Source organism: Sphingopyxis sp. 10G20-10 (assembly GCF_057365075.1).
Window position 1 is genome coordinate 187,395 of the sequence record NZ_CP195117.1, and the last position, 21,217, is coordinate 208,611.

At 61.6% G+C, this 21,217-nt stretch carries 22 protein-coding genes and 1 tRNA gene; 14 read left to right on the top strand and 9 right to left on the bottom strand.

Features of this window, described 5'->3' with window-relative positions; translation table 11 throughout:
* Nucleotides 1-36: 36 nt before the first annotated feature.
* On the bottom strand, nt 37-822 hold the full coding sequence (locus ACR3XE_RS00880) for an ion transporter (protein ID WP_473699442.1): 786 nt from the start codon (nt 820-822) through the stop codon (nt 37-39).
* A gap of 58 nt (nt 823-880) precedes the next feature.
* Nucleotides 881-1,609 carry a 4-hydroxy-tetrahydrodipicolinate reductase gene (gene dapB / locus ACR3XE_RS00885; RefSeq protein ID WP_473699441.1) on the bottom strand — a complete coding sequence of 243 codons (729 nt, stop codon included), beginning with the start codon at nt 1,607-1,609 and terminating at the stop codon, nt 881-883.
* Nucleotides 1,610-2,061: 452 nt separating this feature from the next.
* Between dapB and ACR3XE_RS00890 the strand changes: the two genes are divergently transcribed.
* On the top strand, nt 2,062-2,766 hold the full coding sequence (locus tag ACR3XE_RS00890; RefSeq protein ID WP_473699440.1) for an NAD-dependent deacylase: 705 nt from the start codon (nt 2,062-2,064) through the stop codon (nt 2,764-2,766).
* A 114-nt stretch (nt 2,767-2,880) separates the two neighbouring features.
* Here ACR3XE_RS00890 and ACR3XE_RS00895 read toward each other — a convergent pair whose 3' ends face one another.
* Complete coding sequence (locus ACR3XE_RS00895) at nt 2,881-3,339, bottom strand: nucleoside deaminase (protein WP_473699439.1); 459 nt, start codon at nt 3,337-3,339, stop codon at nt 2,881-2,883.
* A gap of 259 nt (nt 3,340-3,598) precedes the next feature.
* Here ACR3XE_RS00895 and rpmB point away from each other — a divergent pair, with 259 nt between their 5' ends.
* On the top strand, nt 3,599-3,895 hold the full coding sequence (gene rpmB / locus ACR3XE_RS00900; protein ID WP_473699438.1) for a 50S ribosomal protein L28: 297 nt from the start codon (nt 3,599-3,601) through the stop codon (nt 3,893-3,895).
* Nucleotides 3,896-3,918: 23 nt separating this feature from the next.
* On the opposite strand, the gene ACR3XE_RS00905 is transcribed toward rpmB, so the two are convergent.
* Nucleotides 3,919-4,935 (bottom strand): esterase-like activity of phytase family protein, encoded by a 1,017-nt coding sequence (locus ACR3XE_RS00905; protein ID WP_486185844.1) that lies wholly within the window; start codon nt 4,933-4,935, stop codon nt 3,919-3,921.
* Between the two features lie 168 nt (nt 4,936-5,103).
* Between ACR3XE_RS00905 and ACR3XE_RS00910 the strand changes: the two genes are divergently transcribed.
* From ACR3XE_RS00910 to ACR3XE_RS00930, 5 genes are all read left to right on the top strand, one after another.
* The gene (locus ACR3XE_RS00910) at nt 5,104-5,532 is read left to right on the top strand and encodes a glycine zipper 2TM domain-containing protein (protein ID WP_473699436.1); all 429 of its coding nucleotides are present in this window, start codon (nt 5,104-5,106) and stop codon (nt 5,530-5,532) included.
* A gap of 211 nt (nt 5,533-5,743) precedes the next feature.
* Entirely contained in the window at nt 5,744-6,835 is a 1,092-nt protein-coding gene (locus tag ACR3XE_RS00915; protein WP_473699435.1) for a Ppx/GppA phosphatase family protein, read from the top strand.
* The gene (locus tag ACR3XE_RS00920) at nt 6,832-7,524 is read left to right on the top strand and encodes an RlmE family RNA methyltransferase (protein ID WP_473699434.1); all 693 of its coding nucleotides are present in this window, start codon (nt 6,832-6,834) and stop codon (nt 7,522-7,524) included. The genes ACR3XE_RS00915 and ACR3XE_RS00920 overlap by 4 nt, the downstream gene beginning before the upstream one ends.
* Nucleotides 7,514-7,879 carry a hypothetical protein gene (locus ACR3XE_RS00925; RefSeq protein WP_473699433.1) on the top strand — a complete coding sequence of 122 codons (366 nt, stop codon included), beginning with the start codon at nt 7,514-7,516 and terminating at the stop codon, nt 7,877-7,879. The genes ACR3XE_RS00920 and ACR3XE_RS00925 overlap by 11 nt, the downstream gene beginning before the upstream one ends.
* A gap of 97 nt (nt 7,880-7,976) precedes the next feature.
* Entirely contained in the window at nt 7,977-9,446 is a 1,470-nt protein-coding gene (locus tag ACR3XE_RS00930; RefSeq protein WP_473699432.1) for a S41 family peptidase, read from the top strand.
* A 39-nt stretch (nt 9,447-9,485) separates the two neighbouring features.
* Here the strand turns inward: ACR3XE_RS00930 and ACR3XE_RS00935 are convergent.
* Nucleotides 9,486-9,560: transfer RNA gene (locus tag ACR3XE_RS00935), tRNA-Gly, on the bottom strand.
* Nucleotides 9,561-9,733: 173 nt separating this feature from the next.
* Here ACR3XE_RS00935 and ACR3XE_RS00940 point away from each other — a divergent pair.
* On the top strand, nt 9,734-10,645 hold the full coding sequence (locus tag ACR3XE_RS00940; RefSeq protein ID WP_473699431.1) for a tetratricopeptide repeat protein: 912 nt from the start codon (nt 9,734-9,736) through the stop codon (nt 10,643-10,645).
* On the top strand, nt 10,645-11,295 hold the full coding sequence (locus ACR3XE_RS00945) for an LON peptidase substrate-binding domain-containing protein (protein ID WP_473699430.1): 651 nt from the start codon (nt 10,645-10,647) through the stop codon (nt 11,293-11,295). Before ACR3XE_RS00940 ends, ACR3XE_RS00945 begins: the two co-directional genes overlap by 1 nt.
* Nucleotides 11,296-11,323: 28 nt before the next feature.
* Here the strand turns inward: ACR3XE_RS00945 and ACR3XE_RS00950 are convergent, their stop codons facing one another.
* Nucleotides 11,324-12,553 (bottom strand): UbiH/UbiF/VisC/COQ6 family ubiquinone biosynthesis hydroxylase, encoded by a 1,230-nt coding sequence (locus tag ACR3XE_RS00950; protein ID WP_486185845.1) that lies wholly within the window; start codon nt 12,551-12,553, stop codon nt 11,324-11,326.
* 160 nt (nt 12,554-12,713) lie between these two features.
* On the opposite strand from ACR3XE_RS00950, the gene ACR3XE_RS00955 reads away from it, so the two are divergent.
* From ACR3XE_RS00955 to ribA, 4 genes are all read left to right on the top strand, one after another.
* Entirely contained in the window at nt 12,714-15,026 is a 2,313-nt protein-coding gene (locus ACR3XE_RS00955) for an FtsK/SpoIIIE family DNA translocase (protein ID WP_486185846.1), read from the top strand.
* Between the two features lie 122 nt (nt 15,027-15,148).
* On the top strand, nt 15,149-15,823 hold the full coding sequence (locus ACR3XE_RS00960) for a LolA family protein (RefSeq protein WP_486185847.1): 675 nt from the start codon (nt 15,149-15,151) through the stop codon (nt 15,821-15,823).
* 322 nt (nt 15,824-16,145) lie between these two features.
* Nucleotides 16,146-16,937: an exodeoxyribonuclease III gene (locus ACR3XE_RS00965; protein WP_473699427.1), complete on the top strand. Its 792-nt coding sequence runs from the start codon at nt 16,146-16,148 to the stop codon at nt 16,935-16,937.
* 5 nt (nt 16,938-16,942) lie between these two features.
* Nucleotides 16,943-17,998: a GTP cyclohydrolase II gene (ribA, locus tag ACR3XE_RS00970; RefSeq protein WP_486186036.1), complete on the top strand. Its 1,056-nt coding sequence runs from the start codon at nt 16,943-16,945 to the stop codon at nt 17,996-17,998.
* A 115-nt stretch (nt 17,999-18,113) separates the two neighbouring features.
* Here the strand turns inward: ribA and ACR3XE_RS00975 are convergent, their stop codons facing one another.
* The 3 genes from ACR3XE_RS00975 to ACR3XE_RS00985 are packed head-to-tail and all read right to left on the bottom strand — an operon-like array spanning nt 18,114 to nt 20,618.
* Nucleotides 18,114-18,920 carry a LytR/AlgR family response regulator transcription factor gene (locus ACR3XE_RS00975; protein ID WP_473699426.1) on the bottom strand — a complete coding sequence of 269 codons (807 nt, stop codon included), beginning with the start codon at nt 18,918-18,920 and terminating at the stop codon, nt 18,114-18,116.
* On the bottom strand, nt 18,917-20,041 hold the full coding sequence (locus ACR3XE_RS00980) for a sensor histidine kinase (protein WP_486185848.1): 1,125 nt from the start codon (nt 20,039-20,041) through the stop codon (nt 18,917-18,919). The genes ACR3XE_RS00975 and ACR3XE_RS00980 overlap by 4 nt, the downstream gene beginning before the upstream one ends.
* 55 nt (nt 20,042-20,096) lie before the next feature.
* Nucleotides 20,097-20,618, bottom strand: a complete 522-nt coding sequence (locus tag ACR3XE_RS00985) for a winged helix-turn-helix transcriptional regulator (RefSeq protein ID WP_473699424.1) — start codon at nt 20,616-20,618, stop codon at nt 20,097-20,099.
* A 126-nt stretch (nt 20,619-20,744) separates the two neighbouring features.
* Between ACR3XE_RS00985 and ACR3XE_RS00990 the strand changes: the two genes are divergently transcribed.
* Nucleotides 20,745-21,083: a CC_3452 family protein gene (locus tag ACR3XE_RS00990; RefSeq protein WP_473699423.1), complete on the top strand. Its 339-nt coding sequence runs from the start codon at nt 20,745-20,747 to the stop codon at nt 21,081-21,083.
* Nucleotides 21,084-21,217 lie beyond the last annotated feature (134 nt).

Below are 21,217 nucleotides of genomic sequence, written 5' to 3' on the forward strand. Positions count from 1 at the left end.
GCTTTGGTGATACAGTTTTGCAGTGATGATGCAATATCAGTCTTCGCAATCCTCTTGGGCGGCGCGATGGCGCTTCATCGCATCGCTGAAGGCCGCCGCCATAATGCCGGTCGGCATCGCCACCATCGCCACCCCGGCAATCGCAACAATCCCGCCAAAGACCTTACCCAGCGGCGTGATCGGCGCGACATCGCCATATCCGACCGCGGTCAGCGTGATGATCGCCCACCACAACGCGCGCGGAATGCTGCCGAATTGTTCGGGCTGGATCTCGCCCTCCACCCAATAGAGCGCGGTGGCCCCGAACAGCAGCAATATACCCGCGAGAACGGCGGCAATCAGCAATTCATATTTACGGGTCCCCAGCGCCGACATCAGATGGTGCAATGCAACCGACATGCGGCCCAGCTTGGCCAGCGCCATGATGCGCGCCAAACGGAGCAGGCGAAAAATCACCACATCGCCCCCGAACAGCGTCGACGCCGCCGCCATCAACACCAGAAAATCGACGATGGCCCAAGGCGTCACGACGAAACGCAATCGCTTGGTCGCGGTCGATTCAGGGCCTTCGGCAAAGCCCGCCGCATAGAGCCGTGCGGAATATTCGACGGCAAACACGGCAAACAACAGGTCATCAAAAGCACGGATCGCACCGTGCCAGCGCTGTTCGATCGCGGGTTCGGTCGACAGGATCGAAATGATCGTCCCGACGATGATCAGGATAATGATTGTCCAGTTTATCGGCGACAGGCCGTTTCTGGGCCAATCCAGCGGATCGAGCTGATGATAAAGTCGCTGCCCCCATGTCGCGCGCGTGGCCATATCCATCCCCTTGCGCGACAATGTAATCCGATTGACGCCAAACGCCAAAAGGAACTGGTTAAATCCCCAGCACCGCGTTCATGTCATAGCGCCCCGGCTGTGCCCGCGTCAGCCACAGCGCCGCGCGCACCGCTCCGCGCGCAAAGATCATGCGGTTTTCGGCGCGGTGCGAGAGGGTCAGAATTTCCTCTTCACCCGCGAACAGCACATCATGATCGCCCGCAACGCTGCCGCCGCGCAGCGAGGCAAAGCCGATCACGCCATGTTTGCGCGGGCCGGTGGTGCCGTCGCGCGCCCTTTCGCTGCACATATCAAGGTCAATGCCGCGCCCCTCGGCAGCGGCTTGGCCCAACAGCAGCGCCGTGCCGCTGGGGGCATCGACCTTGTGCCGGTGGTGCATCTCGACGATTTCAATGTCCCAGTCGCTGCCCAAGCGCGAGGCCGCATCCTGAACCAGATGGGCGAGCATGGTGATGCCGAGAGAGGTATTGCCCGTTTGCAGCACCGCAATATCCTGCGCGGCATTGTCGATCAGATAATGATGCCGTTCCTCCAGCCCCGTCGTGCCGATCACAATCGGCGTCTTTGCCGCGATACAGGCATCGAGTGTCGCCTCCAGCGCGGCAGGGGCGGAAAAATCGACCAGCACATCGCTCGTCGCGGCCAGCGGCGCCACATCGCCATCCTTGTCGACGCCGCCGGCATTGACCTGCCCCGCGTCCGATATGGCGAGGACGAGCGCATTGCCCATACGCCCCTTGCTGCCGATAATGCCGATCCTGGTCATGACTTGCCAATTACCCCGTTCGCCCAGAGCGTGTCGATGGACTGCCCTTGTGTCCCAGCCACCAATAGGAGCAATGACGGTCCTTCGACAAGCATGGGGCGAACGGAAATCCGGAATTGGCTCCCATCCACACCATCATTTCCTGACCCGCGCGGGAAGGAGCGTCGATAGGCACCGGCATGTTTCGCGATGCTCTGATCATGTCCCCGAAATTTCGTCGAAAGGTCACAAAGGTCACACTAGGTCCCCCCTTGTTTCGCCTCTTCGCACGGGCAAAGCGCAGCGGCGCAGCGGGCAGCGGATTGGACAAAAGGGGTAGCCGGGTTTCATCGGACAGGATGAAGCATAACGCGATAATGTAGGACAGGCTTTTCGCGCGAAGGCACAAAGAAAATCGACCTTCGACAAAGCTCAGGACTGGCTTGGCTCGATGCAGGCGGATAAAAGAGCGCATGTCCCCACTCCACAACATCGTCATCCTGACCGGCGCGGGGATCAGCGCCGAGAGCGGGATCGGCACCTTTCGCGATGCCGGCGGATTGTGGGAACAGCACAAGGTCGAGGATGTCGCGACGCCAGAGGCCTTTGCCCGCGACCCCGATCTGGTGCTGCGATTTTATGACATGCGGCGCGAATCGATCCAGAAGGCGCAGCCCAATGCGGCCCATGCCGCGCTGGCGCGGCTCGATGCCGAATGGCCGGGCGACTTGTTAATCGTCACCCAGAATGTCGATGATCTGCACGAACGCGCCGGAGCGACGCGCTTGCTCCATATGCACGGCGAACATCTGAAAGCGTGGTGCACCGCCTGCGATGGCCGCAACATGTGGAACGGCCCGTTGATCGACCGCCCCGACTGCCCCGCATGTGGCGCGACCGGACAGATGCGCCCCGATGTCGTCTGGTTCGGCGAAATGCCCTATGGCATGGACAAGATATACGCCGCGCTCAACCGCGCCGACCTGTTCGTCAGCATCGGCACATCGGGCGCGGTCTATCCGGCGGCGGGGCTGGTCCGCGAAGCGCGCGAACAGGGCATAGCAACGCTGGAGCTGAACATGGAGCCGAGTCAGGGGTCACACTGGTTCGACGCGACACGGCATGGCCCCGCGACCGAGGTCGTTCCCGCATGGGTGGAGGAAATTTTGCACCTATAAAAAGCCGCGCCCCTGCGAAGGCAGGGCCTATCACCTGCCGTCACATTTTCAGACAGGGTGATGTCAGGCCGATAGTTTCGATGATGGACCCGCTGCCTTCGCAGGGGGCACGGGCTAACGCCGCGCCGCGAAAAACGCCTTGAGCATCCCGGCTGCCTCGCCCGCACCCATGCCTTCGTAAATTTCCGGCCGGTGGTGGCAGGTCTCTTGCGCAAAAAAGCGGGGGCCATGAACGACGCCGCCGCCCTTGGCATCATCGGCACCATAATAGAGGCGGGCGATGCGGGCATGGGCGATTGCGCCCGCGCACATCGCGCAAGGCTCCAGCGTCACATAAAGATCGCACCCCTCCAGCCGGTCGCTGCCCAACGCGCGCGCCGCATTGCGAATCGCCACCACCTCGGCATGTGCGGTCGGGTCGTTTGTGGTGCGCGGCTGGTTATGCCCTTCGCCGATAATGACGCCATCCTTGACGACGACCGCGCCAACGGGCACTTCGCCCGCCAAAGCGGCGGTTTTGGCCAGATCCAGCGCGCGGCGCATGGGGGCGGGAAGTGGAAATTGTGAGGGCATATTTGTTTCCGATCGGCGGAAACGTGCGGCACCAGCCCGCTCCCCCACCCGGCCTCCCAGACGATAATAGCCTTAGGGAGGCCGGGTGGGGGAGCGGGCTGGTGCCGTTCCACGTCAGTGGAAAACAGCTCTAGTCCCTTGACGAATCCGCGGCAAGCCGATAAGCGCGCGCCTTTCCCGGCCCATCCGGACCTGCCTTGCCCGTTTTACGGGGAGAGCCCGGACGCCGACCTGTTATTTTAATACGAGGACGAACATCATGTCGCGCATTTGCGAGCTGACCGGCAAGGGTCGCATGGTTGGCAACAACGTCAGCCACGCCAACAACAAGACCAAGCGCACTTTCCTGCCCAATCTGCAGAATGTGACCTTGTTGTCGGATGCGCTCGGCAAGGGCGTAAAGCTGCGCGTTTCGACGCACGGGCTGCGCTCGGTCGAGCATAATGGCGGTCTCGACAATTGGTTGATGAAGGCTGGCGACGACCAGCTGTCGGCCAACGCCCGCAAATTGAAAAAAGAAGTGGCGAAGAAGCTGGCGACACCCGCCGCCGCTTAATCGCGTCGCGTCTTTCGAATCGCTTAGGGGCGGCCCGGTAACGGCGCCGCCTTTTTGCTGTCCGTCCTTTTTCGCGGCGGCAGGCCGACGAGTTCATATTGCAGCAACAGGCTGCGCTGCCAGACATTGAAATTATTGTCCGAGACCAGCCAAAGATAGGTCCGGCCACCTTTGGCCGCGACTGCCGCCCCTTCAAAATTGTCGGCCAGCGCCAACGGCACGCGTCCGATAGGGCGTGAACGCAGAACGCCGTCAGATTGAATTTCGGCAGGGTCGGCAATAGCAATGATCGTCGTGAAAAAGGGATTGAGTCCCAGGCGGCGGTGAACAATCAAAATGCGGCCATCGGGCAACGGGGCGGCATCGCTGACCAGCCCCTTCCCCTGTGCATCATAGAAAAAGCGCAGAGGCGTTTCGCCGGGAACCGCCGGATCGCTGTGATAAAGCAGCGCCTCGGTTCCGCGCGGATCGGCGTCGGCCTTTTCCGAAAAGATGATGGTGCGCCCATCGGCAAGCCGCGCCATCGCCTCTGGCCCGCTGTTCGATGGCCAGCGCGCCATGGGTTTCGGGCGCGACCGCGATTCGACACGCGTCATGTTAGCGTTCAACCGCCAGATCTGGTTGATGCCTTCCAGCCCGATCCAGCTCTTGCCGCCTTTGGGGTCAAAAATCAGCGATTCGGAATCGCGATAAAATTTTCCCGTCGGATAATGGAAGGGCCGCGGTAAGGGATGGATGGCAAGCTGGCTGATCGCGCCGTCATCGGCCAGTGTCATGCGCGTCCAGACCCCATTGTCGCCGACCAGTTGAAACCGCCCCGGCGCGATTCGGGCCAGCGCCGAAAAGCCGCCAAAGCGGGTGTTGGGGCTGACCAGATGCCATCCGCGCACGAATCGCATCGCGCCCGCTTGCCCTCCGTAAAAATGAACCGGAATGGCGCGCGCCACCTGATCGTCGCGCTCGACGGCATAACGCACCGCACGACCGGGCAGTGGGCCAAGCGTCACAAAGAGCAGAAAGGCAAGGGAAAGGCGGCGCATTGCCACTGCGTTAGGCAGCAAGACGCCCACAGTGCAAGCACCAACGCCACCGCAATTCTGAACCGCAGCCAACAAGCCCATTCAGGCTTGGCTCAATCGAACGGGTCCAAAAGAGGCAAACCGACCCACCGCCCCAGCAAGGGCCTGACACGGACATGGAGAAAGACAATGAACAAGACTATCACCCTTTCCCTCGCCGCCCTGATGTCGACTGCGACGCTGGGCATCGCCACTCCCGCCGCTGCTCAACACGGCTATTACGACCGCGACGGCTATAGCAGCCACTATAGCGGCTATGACCGTAACGACCGTCGTTACGAGCGTCGTTACGAGCGTCGTTACGAGCGTCGCCATAACCGCGACTATCGCAACCGCAACTATCGCGATCAGCGTGATTATCGCGGCCAGCGCAACTATCGCGGACGCCAGTGCGACAATGGCACCGGCGGCACCATTATCGGCGCGATTGCCGGCGGCCTTGCCGGCCATGAAATCGCCGGTCGCGGTGACCGCACCGTCGGCACCATCCTAGGCGGTGCCGTAGGCGCCATCGCCGGCCGCGCCATCGACAAGGGAAATGACGGCTGCCGTCGCTAGACAGCCGCTCCCAACCCCCGTCGCTCTTGAACCCCGCCTGGTCGATGACCGGGCGGGGATTTTTACGCTTTGCATCGCACAAAGGGCGAAGGCAGCGGCATAGGCCGCTTCACCCGCATAACTTGCCAATCCCGCGCGACCCGCCTAATCTGGCACCAAGTGCAGGTCGCCCTTTTGCGGTCCTGTGAACAAAGACGGGTAAGTAATAGCCATGCGACAAATGGCAGCGCCATCAGGGCGACCGGTGCGGCGCCATGCGCCAGCGGTCGAACGCGGAAAAGCGGGAACCGCTTCCCGTTCCAGCTATGCGCCGCGCCCGCGTAATTTTGCCGCAATCGACCTTGGAACCAATAATTGCCGCTTGCTGATCGCGCGTCCGCAGGACGGCGAACTTGTCGTTATCGACGCCTTTTCGCGCATTGTGCGACTGGGCGAAGGACTGCATAGCAGCGGAAAAATCAGCGATGAGGCCATGGATCGCGCCGTGGCCGCGCTGTCAATCTGCGCCGACAAATTGCGTCGCCGTCATGTCAGCCTGTCGCGTGCCGTCGCGACAGAGGCCTGTCGCCGCGCCACCAATGGCGCGGTGCTGACCGAACGGGTGCGTCTGGAAACGGGTATCGTACTTGACGTCATTTCATCCGAGGAAGAGGCCCGACTCGCTGTGCTCGGATGCCATAATTTGCTCGAACCCGGCGATGGTCCGGCGCTGATTTTCGATATTGGCGGCGGATCGACCGAATTGATGCATATCGATCTGTCGGACGACGATGTCCGGATTCACGATTGGATCAGCGTGCCATGGGGCGTCGTATCGCTGACCGAACATGTGCCAGTCGACGCCGATACATTGAGCGCGCGTCAGACCAGCTATGCCCAAATGCGTAGCGTCACTGCCGAGGCTTTTGCCGCCTTTGCAGCGCGCGCGCAGGCGATGGCGGGTCAACCGCTGCGCCTGCTCGGGACCAGTGGAACAGTGACCACACTCGCCAGCGTGTTTCTTGACCTGCCGCGCTATGACCGGCGGGCGGTCGATGGCCTGATCGTCCCCAGCGACGCGATGCGCGACATCAGCCAGCGGCTGGCTGATGCCAGCATCGACGAGCGGTCGACCATCGCCTGTATCGGGCGCGAACGGGCCGATCTGGTGGTCGCGGGTTGTGCGATTTTGGAGAGTATTTTCGACCTGTGGCCCGCCGAACGCGTCGGGGTCGCCGACCGTGGTATCCGCGAAGGCATTTTGCGCACGCTGGCGGCGCAGGGCGGCAATATTCCCGTCACCCGCCCGGGGCCGCGCCAATGAGCGCCGGCGGAGGGAGCGGCAAAGCCCGCGGAGCACTTCATCAGCGCGTCAAAACGGCGAAGCGGCGGTCGGCATCCTCGACCCGATGGTTGGAACGGCAACTGAACGACCCCTATGTTCATCGCGCGCAGGCCGAGGGCTATCGATCCCGTGCCGCCTATAAATTGATCGAGCTCGACGAGAAATTTTCCTTCCTCAAAAAAGCGCGCGCCGTTGTCGATCTTGGCATCACACCGGGCGGCTGGTCGCAGGTTACGCGCAAGGTCAACCCACGGGCGCGGGTGGTGGGAATCGACTTGCTGGCTTGCGAACCCATTGAAGGCGTCGAGATCCTTGAGATGGATTTTATGGACGATGCCGCGCCCGATGCCCTGCTGAAGGCGCTGGACAGCGCGCCCGATCTTGTCATGTCCGACATGGCCGCCAACACCGTCGGGCATCAGCAAACCGACCATCTGCGTACCATGGGTCTTGCCGAAACGGCCCTCGATTTTGCCATCCGCACTTTAACGCCCGGCGGCACATTTGTGACCAAAGTTTTCGCCGGCGGTGCCGATCATGCGCTGCTGATGCTGCTCAAAAAGAATTTCACCACGGTCAAGCACGCCAAACCCCCCGCCAGCCGCAAAGGATCGCCCGAGCTTTATGTTGTGGCGCAGGGATTCAAGGGACGCAGCGATGCAGATTAGCCGCGCGTGCGGCCTGATCATTGCAACCGCCGCGCTGGGATTGATGATGGGCAGTATGGCGCAGGCGCAATCGGCACCACAGCCTCCCCCGCCCATGCCGCCCCCTCCGCCGCCCATTCCCCAACCGCCGCCACACAAAGCGCAAAAGGCGGAAAAGCAGGGCAGAGCCAAAGACTGGCGCGATTCGCTGGCGGACTGGATGATCTGGGAGGGCGATGCCGACTGGACCGTCGGCCATGTCGTCAAAGATCCCTTGACGACCGGCTTTGGCAATCCCGACTATCTGGAACCGTCCGACCGCATATCGTCTGACAAATCGAGCAGTCGGACCGCGAGCATCGGCAAACCGCAATAACCGAACCACTTTCATCGCCCAGACAGCATGGCTATGATAGCCCCGACATGACCGACATGCCCTCGTGTCAGTCAGCTTGGTATCGGGGGGGAATTCGATGCGCCGCACTCTTCGCAAATCTGTCGCTTGTGTCACGCTGTCCGCCTTTGCGCTTGCAAGTTGCGGCGGCGGGGGCAACGGCGGGGGCGCAGCGCCTCCCGTAGCGGTTACCCCGACACCTTCGCCGACGCCATCGTCTGCCAACTGTGCGCTGTCGGCGCGCCAAAGCTTTGTCAAATCGGTGATCGACGAATGGTATTTGTTCCCGAATGATGTCGCGACAAACGTCAATCCGGCGAACTATTCGACGGTGCAATCCTATATCGACGCGCTGGTCGCGCCAGCCCGCGCCAAAGGCAAGGACAGGTTTTTCACCTATCTGACCTCAATCGCTGCCGAGGATGCTTTTTTCACCAGCGGGTCGAGCGCCGGTTTCGGGGTGCGTCTGGCCTATGACGCCGCATCCGGGCGCATCCTGATTGCCGAAGCCTATGAAGGCGCGCCAGCCCTTGCCGCCGGGATAGATCGCGGAACCGAAATCATCGCCATTGGCACCAGTGCCAGCAATTTGCGTACCGTCAGCAGCATTATCGCCAGCGAGGGCACTGCAGGCGTCACCAACGCTCTTGGCCCCAACGACGCGGGCATCCAGCGGGTGCTGCGGATCACCGACGCCAGCGGCACGCGCAATGTGACGGTGACCAAGGCAGCCTATGATCTGGACCCGGTATCGGACCGTTATGGCGCCACGACGATCAGCGATGGCGGCAAAACCTATGGCTATATCAACCTGCGCACCTTCATATCGTCGGCTGACCCGCAATTGCGCACCGCGATGCTGGGTTTTCGCAATCAGGGTATCACCGACATCATCATCGACCTGCGCTATAATGGCGGCGGGCTGGTTTCGACGGCGGAATTGTTCGGCGATTTGCTCGGCCGCAACCGCTCGGCAAGCGATCTTTTTTCGCAGACCAACTTTCGTGCGGAAAAATCAGTGAATAATGATCGGCATTTCTTTCAGACCCAACCCGAATCAATCGCGCCGACGCACATCGCCTTTATCGGCACCGGCGCGACGGCATCGGCCAGCGAGCTGGTGATCAACGGGATGCTGCCTTATCTTGGCACCAATATGACGCTGGTTGGCGGCAATACATTCGGCAAACCGGTGGGCCAGATCGCGCTCGACAAGGCCGAATGTGACGACCGTATGCGCATCATTGCCTTTTCCACCGGCAATGCATTGACCGCTGGCGATTATTTTGACGGACTGGCCCCCAAGATCAGCAACAGCTGCGCCGCAGACGATGATCTGGCTTTTCCTCTCGGCGACGCGCGCGAGACGTCGATCAAGGCAGCGATCGACTTTCTGGCCGGTCGCGCCTGCGCCACATCGCGGATTGCCAGCGCCGAAGTGGGCGCAAGTTCGGCACAGGCCACCCCGGTGCGCAAAATCCCCGAAATACAGATGCTGGAACCCGCCGACCCCACGGCCGCCCAACGTCAGATGCCCGGTCTGTTCTGACAGTCCGGGCCGGTCAAACCGGTGATATATTGGAAAAACTGGAGCGGGCGAAGGGATTCGAACCCTCGACCCCAACCTTGGCAAGGTTGTGCTCTACCCCTGAGCTACGCCCGCTCTGGCGCCTTGGTCCGGGTAATTCCGGACGGGTGAGGCGGGCGCTTAGCATCGGCTTTCTTGCTCGGCAAGCCCTGAACGACAAAGCTTGCGCCAATTCGTCACGGGGGTTGGCTTTGCGGCAAGAGATGCCACATAAGCGGTGAACCAATTCAACAAGGAGCAGCATAGCCGTGGCCACATTGGGCATGAACCCCGCCGACAAGGACGCCGTCGAGGCTTTTCGCCGCGATGTCGTCGAACCTTCGATGTCCAAGCTGGTTATCCTGGATTTCTGGGCCGAATGGTGCGGTCCCTGCAAACAGCTCGGTCCGATCCTTGAAAAGGTTGCCGCCGATTATGCCGACAAGGGCGTCCTGCTCATCAAAATCGACGTCGATGCGAATCGTTTTATCGCCGGCCAGTTTCAGGTTCAGTCGATCCCGACCGTCTATGCCATTTTTCAGGGTCAGCCGGTCGCCAATCTGACCAATGCGCGGACCGAAAGCCAGCTTAAGACGATGCTCGACCAACTGCTCAAGCAATTGCCGATCCAGAGCGAAGCGGGCGACCGCGAGGTCGAGATCGCGCCGCTGATCGAAATGGGCGAAACCGTGCTTGCCGAAGGAGACGCCGAGCGGGCGTTGGGAATCTTCACACAGATTGTCGAAATGGCGCCCGACAATGGCGCAGCGCATGGCGGATTGATCCGCGCGCTGGTGCAAATAGGCGAGTTGGACGCGGCGCAGGCGGCGCTGGATGCGGTGCCCGCCGAGCTGGCCGAAGATGGCGCCATAGCCCAGGCGCGTAGCGCGCTGGCGCTGGTCAAAGATGCGCCCGACGCCAGCGAGACCATAGCGTTGGAAGCGGCGGTTGCGGCGAGTCCCGACGATCATCAAGCCCGGTTCGATCTGGCAACGGCGCAAATTGGTGGCGGACAGCGCGATGCAGCCGCCGATAATTTGCTCCACATCATCGCCGCCGACACCGAATGGCAGGAGGGCGCGGCCCGCACCAAGCTGCTGTCGCTGTTCGAAGCCGTGGGTTTGGAAGATCCGTGGGTCGCCGCGCAACGCCGCCGTCTGTCATTGATCCTGTTCGGCTGATGACCGAAGCTGCGCCCTTGACCATTCAGCGGATTGCCATCTTTCCGCTTCCCGGTGCGGTGCTGTTCCCCGGATTGCACCTGCCGCTGCACATCTTTGAACCGCGTTATTCAGCGATGGTGCAAGAGGTGCTGGCGCGCGACCGGCAGATCGGGATGATCCAGCCGCGCCAGTTTGCCGGCGAAGAAGATCGCGAACCGCCCGCGCTTTATGATGTCGGATGCGTCGGGCGGATTATCGATGTCGAAGCACTGGACGAAGGGCGCTTTAATCTGGTGCTGGAAGGTGTCGCACGCTTTCATATGCGCCGCGAGCTCGACGTCACCACACCATTCCGGCAGGTCGAGGCCGAGATTGAGGCCGAGGCCGGAGAGATGGCGGCGCTGTCGAGTATCGAACGCGCAGGGCTGGAACGCGAAGCCAAACGCTATGCCGAGGCGCAGGGCTATGTCGTCGATTGGGACGCGGTCGGGCAGCTGGACGATACAACTTTGGTCAATGGCATCGCGCAGGTCGCGCCCTTTGATGCCGCAGCCAAACAGGCGCTGCTGGAAACCATAGCGCTCGACGAACGCGCCGAATTGGTGATCCAGCTGATGCAATTTTTTGGCCGGTTCGATGGCGACGACGGGCGCGTTACGTTGCAATAACCCCGTTCACCCCAGCAGCCGGACGCCCCTAAACCTCTGTGCCAGCCAGTAATTTCGGCAGATCGCCCGCTTCGCCGCGCGCTTCGTCCATGAAAAAGCGTTTGAGCATCGGCAGGCGCTGCACGGCGCTGAGGCCCGCGCGGCGTACCGCCGATGCGGTGCGACCCGGGATCCCGAACAGGCGGGTCAGTCCATCGGTCGCGAGGCTGACCATCAGATTGTCGAGCCCGCGCCAGCGCTGATACCGCGCGAGCAGCGCCGCATCACCAAGATCCAGACCGAGCCGCGACCCCTCGACCAAAACTTCGGTCAGCGCCGCGACATCGCGCAGGCCAAGGTTGAGCCCCTGTCCCGCGATGGGGTGAATCCCATGCGCCGCATCACCGACAAGCACGAGCCGATCAGCGACAATCTGCGCGCTGTGGTGAAACCCGAGCGGATAGGTCATGCGCGGCGCGACCAGCTCCATCTCGCCAAGAAGCCCGCCCGCGCGCTTGGCCAGTTCGGCAACGAAACCGCGCTCCCCCAGCTTGGCGAGCGCCGGACCATCTTTTTCCGCCACCGTCCAGACAAAGGCCGAACGGTGCCGTCCCTGCTCATCATCGACCAGTGGCAACAGGGCGAAAGGCCCGGAGGGAAAGAAAATCTCGTGCGCGACGCGATCATGCGGCTTGCTGTGCGCGACCGCGCCGATCAGCGCATGATGATGATAGGACCAATTGGCAATCACCAGCCCCGCCGCATCGCGGGTCGGTGAGCGCCGCCCCTCGGCCACGATCAGCAACGGCGCCTGTAATTGGGTGCCATCGGCCAAGGTCAGCGCAACGCCATGCGGGCCGATATCCCGGTCGGTCACTTGCGCGGGCATTGATCGCTGAATCAGCGGCTGGTCCAGCACGGCGGCGGCAAGCGCGATTCGAAGCTGGCGATTTTCGACCATCGTGCCGAGCGGTGCATCGGCGTCGCCGGTGACAAAATCAAGCTCGCCCTGTTGCCCGCCGTCGCTGACCTTGATCGCGCGGATCGGGCAACCATGACCCGCGAGGCGCTGGGCCAGCCCGATGACTTCGAACATCTGCCAGGTAGCGCTGGCAATCGCCGAGGCGCGGCCATCAAAGCCCGGCGCGATGGCCGTCAGCGGATCGGCGGGGTCGACAATATGGCTGGAAAGACCATGGTGCGCGAGCGCGAGCGCCAACGCCTGTCCGACGAGCCCGCCGCCCGAAATCAGGACATCGCTGTGCTGAACATTGCTCATCCAACTGGCCGTAGCGGCTCACGCATCGGATGAAAAGCAGCCAGCAGCCGATGACCGCGAAATGCGGGATAATTGCCGCGCCGCCGCCGGGCCACGCTTGACGGCGACTCGCCCGCATGTGCATATCGGGAGGAGACATTTTGTGGGGGACAGGAAGAGCATGGCAAGCCGCAAGGCCGCGACAAAGAAAGCCGATTGGCGCACCGTTTTCCGGCAAAGCATCGCACGGTCGCTGGTGATTGCGGCGGCGGCGGTGCTGGGTGCCTTTACGCTGTTCCTGACGCTCGCGCTTTTGACCCACAACAGCAACGACTCGTCGATCAACACCGCAGCAGGAGGCGACGCCGCCAACTGGATGGGGCACGCCGGGGCGTGGGTTGCCGATATGGGTCTGTTCATAGGCGGAGCGCCGATTGCCCTGCTGTTGCCGTTGCTCGGCCTGCTCGCGTGGCGGATGTGGACCGGAACGCCGCAACCTTATTGGAAACGCCAACTGGCCTTTGCCTTTGTCGCCATCCTGTTAACCGGGCTGGCGGCGCAGCTGTGGGCGTCCGACAGCAACGCCCCGTTGCCGGCCGGATGGGGGGGAATCATTGCGTTGATAGTTGGCTCTTCGGTGGCACCGCTATTTGCTCAGGCAGGCGATCCGGCTGCGGCGCTGATCCGTTTCGCGACGATCTTGGTTCTGGCCATTTCCGGCCTGTGGCTGGGCTGGCGCGCCTTGCGGTTGGAAAAGGACTGGTGGTCGCGCTTTCATTTGCCCGCGGCCGAAGGGTCGACAGTGGCCGAACCGGAAGGCGTTGCGCTCGAATCGGAAAAAGCGCCCAATCTGGTGTCGCGCGTCATTCGCCCGCGCGCGCGGGCCGAACCCAGCGACCGTGCCCCGCCAGAGATTACCGATCCCGCCGCGCGCAGCACGCCTTCGAAGCCCAAGGCCAAACCGCAGAGCGAGCTGTTCACAAACTATCAGTTGCCATCGATCGACCTGCTGGCACCGCCGCCACCGAGCCCGCCCGGACAGATCGACAAGGCGGGGCTGGAGCGCAACGCACGGCTGCTCGAATCGGTGCTGGAGGATTTTCAGGTCAAAGGAGAGATCACCGCCGTGCGCCCCGGACCGGTGGTCACCATGTACGAACTGGAACCGGCCCCGGGCACCAAGGCGAGCCGCGTATCGAACCTCGCCGACGATATTGCACGCAACATGTCGGCGTTGTCGGCGCGTATCGCCCCCATACCGGGGCGCACTGTCATCGGCATCGAACTGCCCAATGCCAAACGCGACGCGGTCGTGCTGCACGAAATGATCGGCAGTGCGCTGTTTCAGGAACAGACCGGCGCGCTCCCCATCATCCTCGGCAAGAATATCAGCGGTGATGCAGTCATCGCCGACCTGGCACCCATGCCGCACCTGTTGATCGCGGGCACCACGGGGTCGGGCAAGTCGGTCGGGCTGAACGCGATGATCCTGTCGCTTCTCTATCGAATGGGTCCCGACCAGTGCCGATTGATCCTGATCGATCCCAAGATGCTGGAGCTCAGCGTCTATGACGGCATTCCGCACCTGTTGTCACCGGTGGTCACCGAACCCAAAAAGGCGATTCGGGCGCTCAAATGGGCGGTCGAACAGATGGAGGACCGCTATCGGATGATGTCGTCGCTGTCGGTTCGCAACCTTGCGAGTTACAATGACAAGGTCCGCGCCGCACTGGCCAAGGGCAAGTCGCTCGGTCGGCGGGTCCAGACCGGCTATGACCCCGAAACCGGCCAGCCGGTCTATGAAGAAGAAACGCTGGATTATGCGCCGCTGCCCCAGATTGTGGTGGTGGTCGACGAGCTGGCCGACCTGATGATGACGGCGGGCAAAGAGGTCGAATTCCTGATCCAGCGGCTGGCCCAAAAGGCGCGCGCCGCGGGCATCCACCTGATATTGGCGACCCAGCGCCCCTCGGTCGATGTCATCACCGGCGTCATCAAAGCCAATTTGCCGACGCGAATCAGCTTTCACGTCACCAGCAAGATCGACAGCCGCACCATTTTGGGCGAAGCGGGGGCCGAGCAATTGCTGGGCAAGGGCGACATGCTGTATGTCCCCGGCGGCAAACAGATCACCCGCATCCACGGCCCCTTTGTCTCGGACGACGAAGTCCGCGCGGTCGCCGACCATTGGCGCACGCAGGGCCAACCCGACTATATTGAAAGCGTCACCGAAGACCCCGAGGACGGCGGCTTTGCGATGGAAGGTGCGCCGGTTGGCGGCGACAGCGCCGAGGATCGCATGTATGCCAAGGCGTGCCAGATCGTCGTCGAAAGCCAGAAAGCCTCGACGAGCTGGCTGCAACGGCAATTGCGTATCGGGTATAATAGCGCGGCGCGGCTGATCGAGCGTATGGAGGAGGAAGGGCTGGTCAGCCCGCCCAACCATGTCGGTCGCCGCGACGTGATGTCCGACCAATATGGCCAGCCGCGTTGAAGCGCGGGCGGGAACCAAAGACGCTGCGGGGACTTGAATGAGGTCTAACGGACGGGTTCAGCGCGGGTTCAATGCCGAGCCGCCATATCGGACCGTATCGATTTTCAAAAAATGAGATCATTATGACGTTGAAGCTCCCCCCTCTGTCTTTTGGCCGCCGCCTTTCGCTTGGCCGCGCCGCCGCTTTGGCGCTTGCTCCCATCGCGGGTGCTGTTGTCATGATGAGCGCTCCGGCCACCGCCCAGTCCGCATCGAGCACCTTGGCGTCGGTGCAGGCACATTTGCGCGCCACCAGTTCGATGGTTGCCGATTTCACCCAGACCGACCGCAACGGCCAACGCGTGACCGGAAAGCTGACCCTCAAGCGCCCGGGCAAGATCCGTTTTCAATATCAAAAGGGCGTGCCGTTGCTGATCGTCGGCGATGGCAAGTCGCTGACCATGATCGATTATGAGGTCAAACAGGTGCAACGCTGGCCGGTGAAAAATTCGCCGCTCGGTGCGCTGCTCGACCCCGAACGCGACCTCACCCGCTATGCCAAGGTTGTGCCGACCGGCAGCGACAATGTGCTGAGCGTCGAGGTCAAAGATAGCAAGCGCCCCGAATATGGGACGATCACGATGGTGTTCACCCGCGATGCCAGCGCGCCAGCAGGACTGCGCCTGCGCGGATGGGTCGCGCTGGATGCGCAGAACAACCGCACGCGGATCGACCTGGAGAATCAGAAGTTCAACGTGCCGGTCGCCGATTCGGCCTTTCGCTGGACCGACCCACGACCGCGACGCAATAAGCGGTAGGGACAAAATATCGGTTCGCCGACGAAAAACCACTTCCCCTCTCACCCCCGCCCATTTCGTTCAGCTTGGCGACAGGGAAGGGACATTATTTCGGTCCTTGAAGACGCCATTTGACTTCCGGTATTTGGGTTTCCCCCTGTTGCCCCTTCCGGATTGTCCGGTGTCTTCTTTCAAGAGCGTGACGAACGCTGACCTTGAGCCCCCGTTCCACCGCCCCTGGAGCGGGGGTTTATGATTCGCAGGCTTCGCTTTTTTCTGCGGCTACGCGGCTGGTGCCGCAACATGATTGCGAAGCGCGCGCTGCGTCGATAGAGCCGCAGCCATGACAAATATCAGCATCGCCTCTTGGAACATCAACAGCGTGCGTGCGCGCATCGGCATCGTTGAGAAATTCCTGCGTGAGGAAGCACCCGACATTTTGTGCCTGCAAGAGACCAAGGTCGAATGCCACATTTTCCCCAAAGCGATGTTCGAGGATCTGGGGTATCGCCACATCGTCACCAACGGGCAAAAGATGCACCATGGCGTGGCGATCGTCAGCCGCGTGCCGCTGGACGATGTGCGCAAATATGACTGGCAGGCGAATGGCGAAGCCCGCCATGTCGGTGTCACGCTGCCGTCAGGGGCGCGGCTCGATAATGTCTACATCCCCGCCGGCGGCGATGTGGCCGACCGTGCGGTCAATCCGAAATTCGGACAGAAACTCGACTTTCTGGGCCGGATGATCGACTGGTCGGGGGCGTTGGACGTGCCGACCATATTGACCGGTGATTTCAACATTGCACCGCTGGAAAGCGATGTGTGGAACCATAAGGCGCTGCTGGATGTGGTCAGCCATACGCCGATCGAGGTCGAAACTTTGGCGCGGTTGCAGGCGGCATCGAACTGGACCGATCTGGGCCGCCAATTCATCGCCGCACCCGAACCCTTGTTCACCTGGTGGAGTTATCGCGCCAAGGACTGGCTGGCGTCGAACCGCGGCCGCCGCCTCGACCATATGTGGGTCACGCCCGATCTGGTCGATACAGCAAAGACCCACCGCGTGGTCCAGCCGGCGCGCAGTTGGGAAAAGCCCTCGGATCATATCCCGCTGGTCACGGACTTTGCCTTTTGAGCGATATCGGCGCCCGCCGCGCGGCGCGCGCCATTGACGCGCTGCGGCGCGGCTGGCCCGTATGCGTGAGCGGGACTGACGGGGCAATCGACCTGTTGGCTGTCGAAAGCGCCAGCGATGCAGAACTAACCGATTTTGCTGCAGACGAACCCGCCGATCTCTTGATTTCAGGCGAGCGGGCGGTGACGTTGAAGCTCACCAACCAGCGTCCCGCCGCGACACCGGGGCCAGTGCGGCTGCGCGGTGCGGCGAATAAGGTTTCGGCGGCGCTGGCCATCGCAGACCCCGCGCTTGACCTTGCCAACCCGTTGAAAGGTCCGTTTCAAAGCATCGCAACCGGCGGTGATCGCGCTGCCGAAGCCGCGATGACAATGGCGCGCCATGCCGGGCTGCTGCCCGCCTTTTTCGTGCGCGCCGCCAGCGTCGAAGCCGAGACAATGTGCGAGGCCGAGGATGTGGCGATGCTGCTCGATCCGCGACGGTTGATCATTGCGGCGCGCGCGCGCCTGCCCGTCGCGGCGAGCGAGAGTGCCGAGATCATCGCTTTTCGGTCTCCCGAAGAAGCATCGGACCATATTGCGCTGGTCGTCGGCCAGCGCGACGCGACGCCGCCGGTGGTCCGTCTGCACAGCGAATGCCTGACCGGCGATGTGCTGGGCAGCCTGAAATGCGATTGCGGGCCACAGCTTCACGCCGCGCTCGACGCCATGGCCGGGGCGTCGTGGGGGGTCTTGCTCTATCTGAGGCAGGAAGGGCGGGGCATCGGGTTGGTCAACAAGCTACGCGCCTATGCCCTTCAAGATCAGGGATTTGACACGGTCGACGCCAATTTGCGCCTCGGCTTTCCGGTCGAAGCGCGCGATTTTGCGATTGCCGCGCATATGCTGGCGCAGCTCCATATCCCGCGTATCCGGTTGATGACCAACAACCCGGAAAAGGTCGCGCGGCTGGAAAGCGAAGGCGTCGAAGTGGTCGAACGGCTTCCGCTGACGCTGCCGAAAAATCCGCACAACGAACAATATCTGGCGACCAAGCGCGACCGAACCGGGCATCAGCTTTAGCGGCTCGTCATTGCGAGGAGCGAAGCGACGCGGCAATCTAGGGCAGGTTATGCAGCTCTAGATTGCTTCGCTACGTTCGCAATGGCGGAGTGTTGGCGGGGCCGGTTGGCGCGCCTCAGTGCACGAACCGCGCGACGACGTCGCGATAGCTGCGGCTGACCTTGACCTGCGTTCCCGACCCGAGGACAAGGAAACATTCGCCATTGGTGTGCGGCTTGACCTGTTTGACCTGGCTGAGGTTGACGATGGTCGAACGATGGACGCGCTGGAAGTTTCTGGGGTCGAGGCGCTTTTCCAGATCCTTCATCGTTTCGCGCAGGATCAGGCTGTTGTCGGCGGTATAGATGCACATATAATCGCCCGCCGCGTCGATGCGTTCGATGGTATCGACATCGACGCGAAAAATCTGGCCACGATCCTTGATATTGATCATCTTTTCATAGCGGTCGGCGGCGTGGGTTTCGCCCTGCGCTTCGCTGTCATAATTACCGGCCGCATCGGGGGCGACTTCGGCCAGCACGCCCTTCAAGCGCTCGACCTCTGCAACGCCGCGCTTTTCGGTGAGCCGCTGGCGCACCCGTTCGAGCGCATCGGCCAGCCGCTCAGGCTCCACAGGTTTGACCAGATAGTCGATCGCCTGTGCCTCGAACGCGCGAATGGCATGGTCCGAATAGGCGGTCACAAAGACGACCAGCGGCGGTTCGATCTCCATCAACCCCTGAATGACCGAAAAGCCGTCAAAGCCCGGCATCTGGATGTCCAGAAACACCAGATCAGGTTTGTGCGTCTTGATTTTGCGTATCGCTTCGCGGCCATTTTGCGCCGTATCGACAATTTCTACATCGCCGTGCGGTTCCAGCCGCAGTTGCAGCCCCTGAATCGCCAGTTTCTCATCGTCCACCAATATGGCTCTGATCGTCATGCGGCCTGGGTTCCAATCATTGTATCTGTGTCCTGAACGAACGGAAATTCGATCGTTACGGTAAATCCGCCCTCATCACTTTGTCGCGCCTCAAGGCGATGCTGGTCGCCAAAGGCTTGCGCAAGGCGATCCCTTATATTGGCTAAACCCACGCCGGTCGATTCCGTTGCACGCGCCAAGGTGGACGCGCCTTGGTCGGCTGACAATCCCGCACCGGTATCGGATACGGTAATCCGAACATTTTGACCGGCCAGTTGCGCCGACAGCGTGATATCAGCACCATCTTCTTGCGGCGTAACCGCATATTTTATGGCATTTTCGATGAGCGGCTGTAGCAAAAGCGAGGGCAAACGCACGCGCGACACTGCGGGGTCGATGGCAAAATGGGGGCGCAACCGCTCTTCGAAGCGCATTTTTTCGATCTCGAGATAAAGCTTCAACGTCTCAATCTCTTGCGCCAAAGTCACCTGCGCCGTTGGTTCATTGGCCAGCGTATAGCGCAAAAAGGCCGATAGCCGCGACAGCATGGCGTTCGCCGGTTCGGTCTGTTTCAACAGCACCAGGGTCGAAATGCTGTTGAGCGTATTGAACAGGAAATGCGGATTAAGCTGATAGCGCAACATCGCAAGCTGAGCCGAGGCGGCCTGCGCCTCCAGCCGGATCATGCGGTCATTCTGTTCCTCCAGCTTCAGGAAATAGTTGATCGCATAATAGAGCGCCGACCAAGCACCGAGCGACGTTGCTGCGATGTAAATGGAGCCAAGGAGCAGCCCCGTGAACCCCGTCTCGCTGTTCGGATTCTGAATCTGCAACACCCAGGCATCGATGAAGGCCCAGAGCGCGACCGCAATGATGGTGAGGCCAAAACTGACCCCCCACATGACGACCGGGCGGCTGTTGATCAAACGGCGGTAACAGACCGACAGGATCAGCGAGAGCGAAAAGCCGGTAATCGCCGACAGGGTCTGTGGTATCAGGAAGGCGAGCGACTGGCCAAAGGCGAGACCCGAAGCCCCGCGCAGGCCAAGCCACCCGAGCCAGCCCAAAAGCTGAAGATTCCAAAAGGCCCGCACCTTGTTGTCGAAAAATGGGCCGGGGGATGACAGTCCGAACAGGGGCATGGGGCGATCGATCTTGGGGGTCAGGGCCAAAGCACGAACCGGCCGGAGCGCATGATCATTCAGCCGCGACGGGGGCGAGGGATTCGGCGGTCCGCGCGCGCGGCTGACCCATGGGCTGCAGCTCTGCCCGGTGTTTCCACACCAATTGTTTATAGCCGATCGGGCGCCCGTCATGCGCGGTGATCGTCACCGGACCAATGGGTTGCTCATCGCGAATATCGACCAGAACCGGCGTCGAGGGCACCCCGGCGCCCCATTTTTCGCCCCATTGCCGGAGCGCAATCATCGCCGGGAGCAATTCCAACCCTTTTTCGGTCAGTTGATAGCGCACCTTGCGTCGATCCTCGGCCATCACTTCGCGTTCCATGATGCCATGGTCGACGAGCCGGGACAGCCGGTTGGACAAGATGTTGCGGGCAATCCCCAGCGCTTGCTGGAAATCCTCGAAATGATGGACGCCGTTAAAGGCCGCGCGCAGGATCATGAACGACCAGCGTTCACCCATCGCTTCCAACGCGATCGGGAGCGCACAATTGCCGCCCTCCAGATCATTTAATGCTTCGCGTAATTCTCCCATATGCTCAACCTAACGCAAAAATTGGCCCTGTGCCAAAAAAATATGGGGCGCCACGTTGCATTTTGCAACTTACTGATTAGATTTCTGTTTGCAACTTACTTTGTTGTGTAAAAACAGGAGCTCATCATGCCCGATCTCAAACTTTCTCCCCTCACCCATCTTGCCTCGATGACCTTTGCCGTGCTGATCGGCGTCCTTACCTTTTGGGCGACCACCGCGACCGCCGCCACCGGAGGTATTTATTACCGCGCCGATCTTGCCAATCCCCCTGCGCAGACCCGATTTGTAGCGCGCGACATCGTGTGGAAATGCACCGATTCCACCTGTGTCGCTGGCAAAGGCACAAGCCGGCCGGTCATCATCTGTGCGGCGATTGTCCGCAAACTTGGTCCGGTGACGAATTTTGTCGCCGGCGACAAGGCACTCGACGCCGCTGACCTCGCGACCTGCAACGGCAAGGCATAAACAAAGGCGGACGGCATCCTCCCCTCTCTAGGCCGTCCGCCCAGGTCCGCACAGGGCCGCATCCGCCGCGCCGCCCCTCGACGGGACGGCGCGGCCATTTGTTCAGGCGGGTCATGCGTCGCCGCTTTCGCAAG

What these genes read in the sequence shown, in the direction of transcription:
- ACR3XE_RS00960 (WP_486185847.1), top strand. Translation starts at nt 15,149, where the DNA reads ATGACGTTGAAGCTCCCCCCTCTGTCTTTTGGCCGCCGCCTTTCGCTT.
- ACR3XE_RS00890 (WP_473699440.1), top strand. Translation starts at nt 2,062, where the DNA reads ATGTCCCCACTCCACAACATCGTCATCCTGACCGGCGCGGGGATCAGC.
- ACR3XE_RS00915 (WP_473699435.1), top strand. Translation starts at nt 5,744, where the DNA reads ATGCGACAAATGGCAGCGCCATCAGGGCGACCGGTGCGGCGCCATGCG.
- ACR3XE_RS00920 (WP_473699434.1), top strand. Translation starts at nt 6,832, where the DNA reads ATGAGCGCCGGCGGAGGGAGCGGCAAAGCCCGCGGAGCACTTCATCAG.
- ACR3XE_RS00930 (WP_473699432.1), top strand. Translation starts at nt 7,977, where the DNA reads ATGCGCCGCACTCTTCGCAAATCTGTCGCTTGTGTCACGCTGTCCGCC.
- ACR3XE_RS00955 (WP_486185846.1), top strand. Translation starts at nt 12,714, where the DNA reads ATGGCAAGCCGCAAGGCCGCGACAAAGAAAGCCGATTGGCGCACCGTT.
- ACR3XE_RS00965 (WP_473699427.1), top strand. Translation starts at nt 16,146, where the DNA reads ATGACAAATATCAGCATCGCCTCTTGGAACATCAACAGCGTGCGTGCG.
- ACR3XE_RS00925 (WP_473699433.1), top strand. Translation starts at nt 7,514, where the DNA reads ATGCAGATTAGCCGCGCGTGCGGCCTGATCATTGCAACCGCCGCGCTG.
- ACR3XE_RS00945 (WP_473699430.1), top strand. Translation starts at nt 10,645, where the DNA reads ATGACCGAAGCTGCGCCCTTGACCATTCAGCGGATTGCCATCTTTCCG.
- ACR3XE_RS00880 (WP_473699442.1), bottom strand. Translation starts at nt 822, where the DNA reads ATGGCCACGCGCGCGACATGGGGGCAGCGACTTTATCATCAGCTCGAT.
- dapB (WP_473699441.1), bottom strand. Translation starts at nt 1,609, where the DNA reads ATGACCAGGATCGGCATTATCGGCAGCAAGGGGCGTATGGGCAATGCG.
- ACR3XE_RS00975 (WP_473699426.1), bottom strand. Translation starts at nt 18,920, where the DNA reads ATGACGATCAGAGCCATATTGGTGGACGATGAGAAACTGGCGATTCAG.
- ACR3XE_RS00985 (WP_473699424.1), bottom strand. Translation starts at nt 20,618, where the DNA reads ATGGGAGAATTACGCGAAGCATTAAATGATCTGGAGGGCGGCAATTGT.
- ACR3XE_RS00990 (WP_473699423.1), top strand. Translation starts at nt 20,745, where the DNA reads ATGCCCGATCTCAAACTTTCTCCCCTCACCCATCTTGCCTCGATGACC.
- ACR3XE_RS00895 (WP_473699439.1), bottom strand. Translation starts at nt 3,339, where the DNA reads ATGCCCTCACAATTTCCACTTCCCGCCCCCATGCGCCGCGCGCTGGAT.
- rpmB (WP_473699438.1), top strand. Translation starts at nt 3,599, where the DNA reads ATGTCGCGCATTTGCGAGCTGACCGGCAAGGGTCGCATGGTTGGCAAC.
- ACR3XE_RS00950 (WP_486185845.1), bottom strand. Translation starts at nt 12,553, where the DNA reads ATGAGCAATGTTCAGCACAGCGATGTCCTGATTTCGGGCGGCGGGCTC.
- ACR3XE_RS00905 (WP_486185844.1), bottom strand. Translation starts at nt 4,935, where the DNA reads ATGCGCCGCCTTTCCCTTGCCTTTCTGCTCTTTGTGACGCTTGGCCCA.
- ACR3XE_RS00980 (WP_486185848.1), bottom strand. Translation starts at nt 20,041, where the DNA reads ATGCCCCTGTTCGGACTGTCATCCCCCGGCCCATTTTTCGACAACAAG.
- ACR3XE_RS00910 (WP_473699436.1), top strand. Translation starts at nt 5,104, where the DNA reads ATGAACAAGACTATCACCCTTTCCCTCGCCGCCCTGATGTCGACTGCG.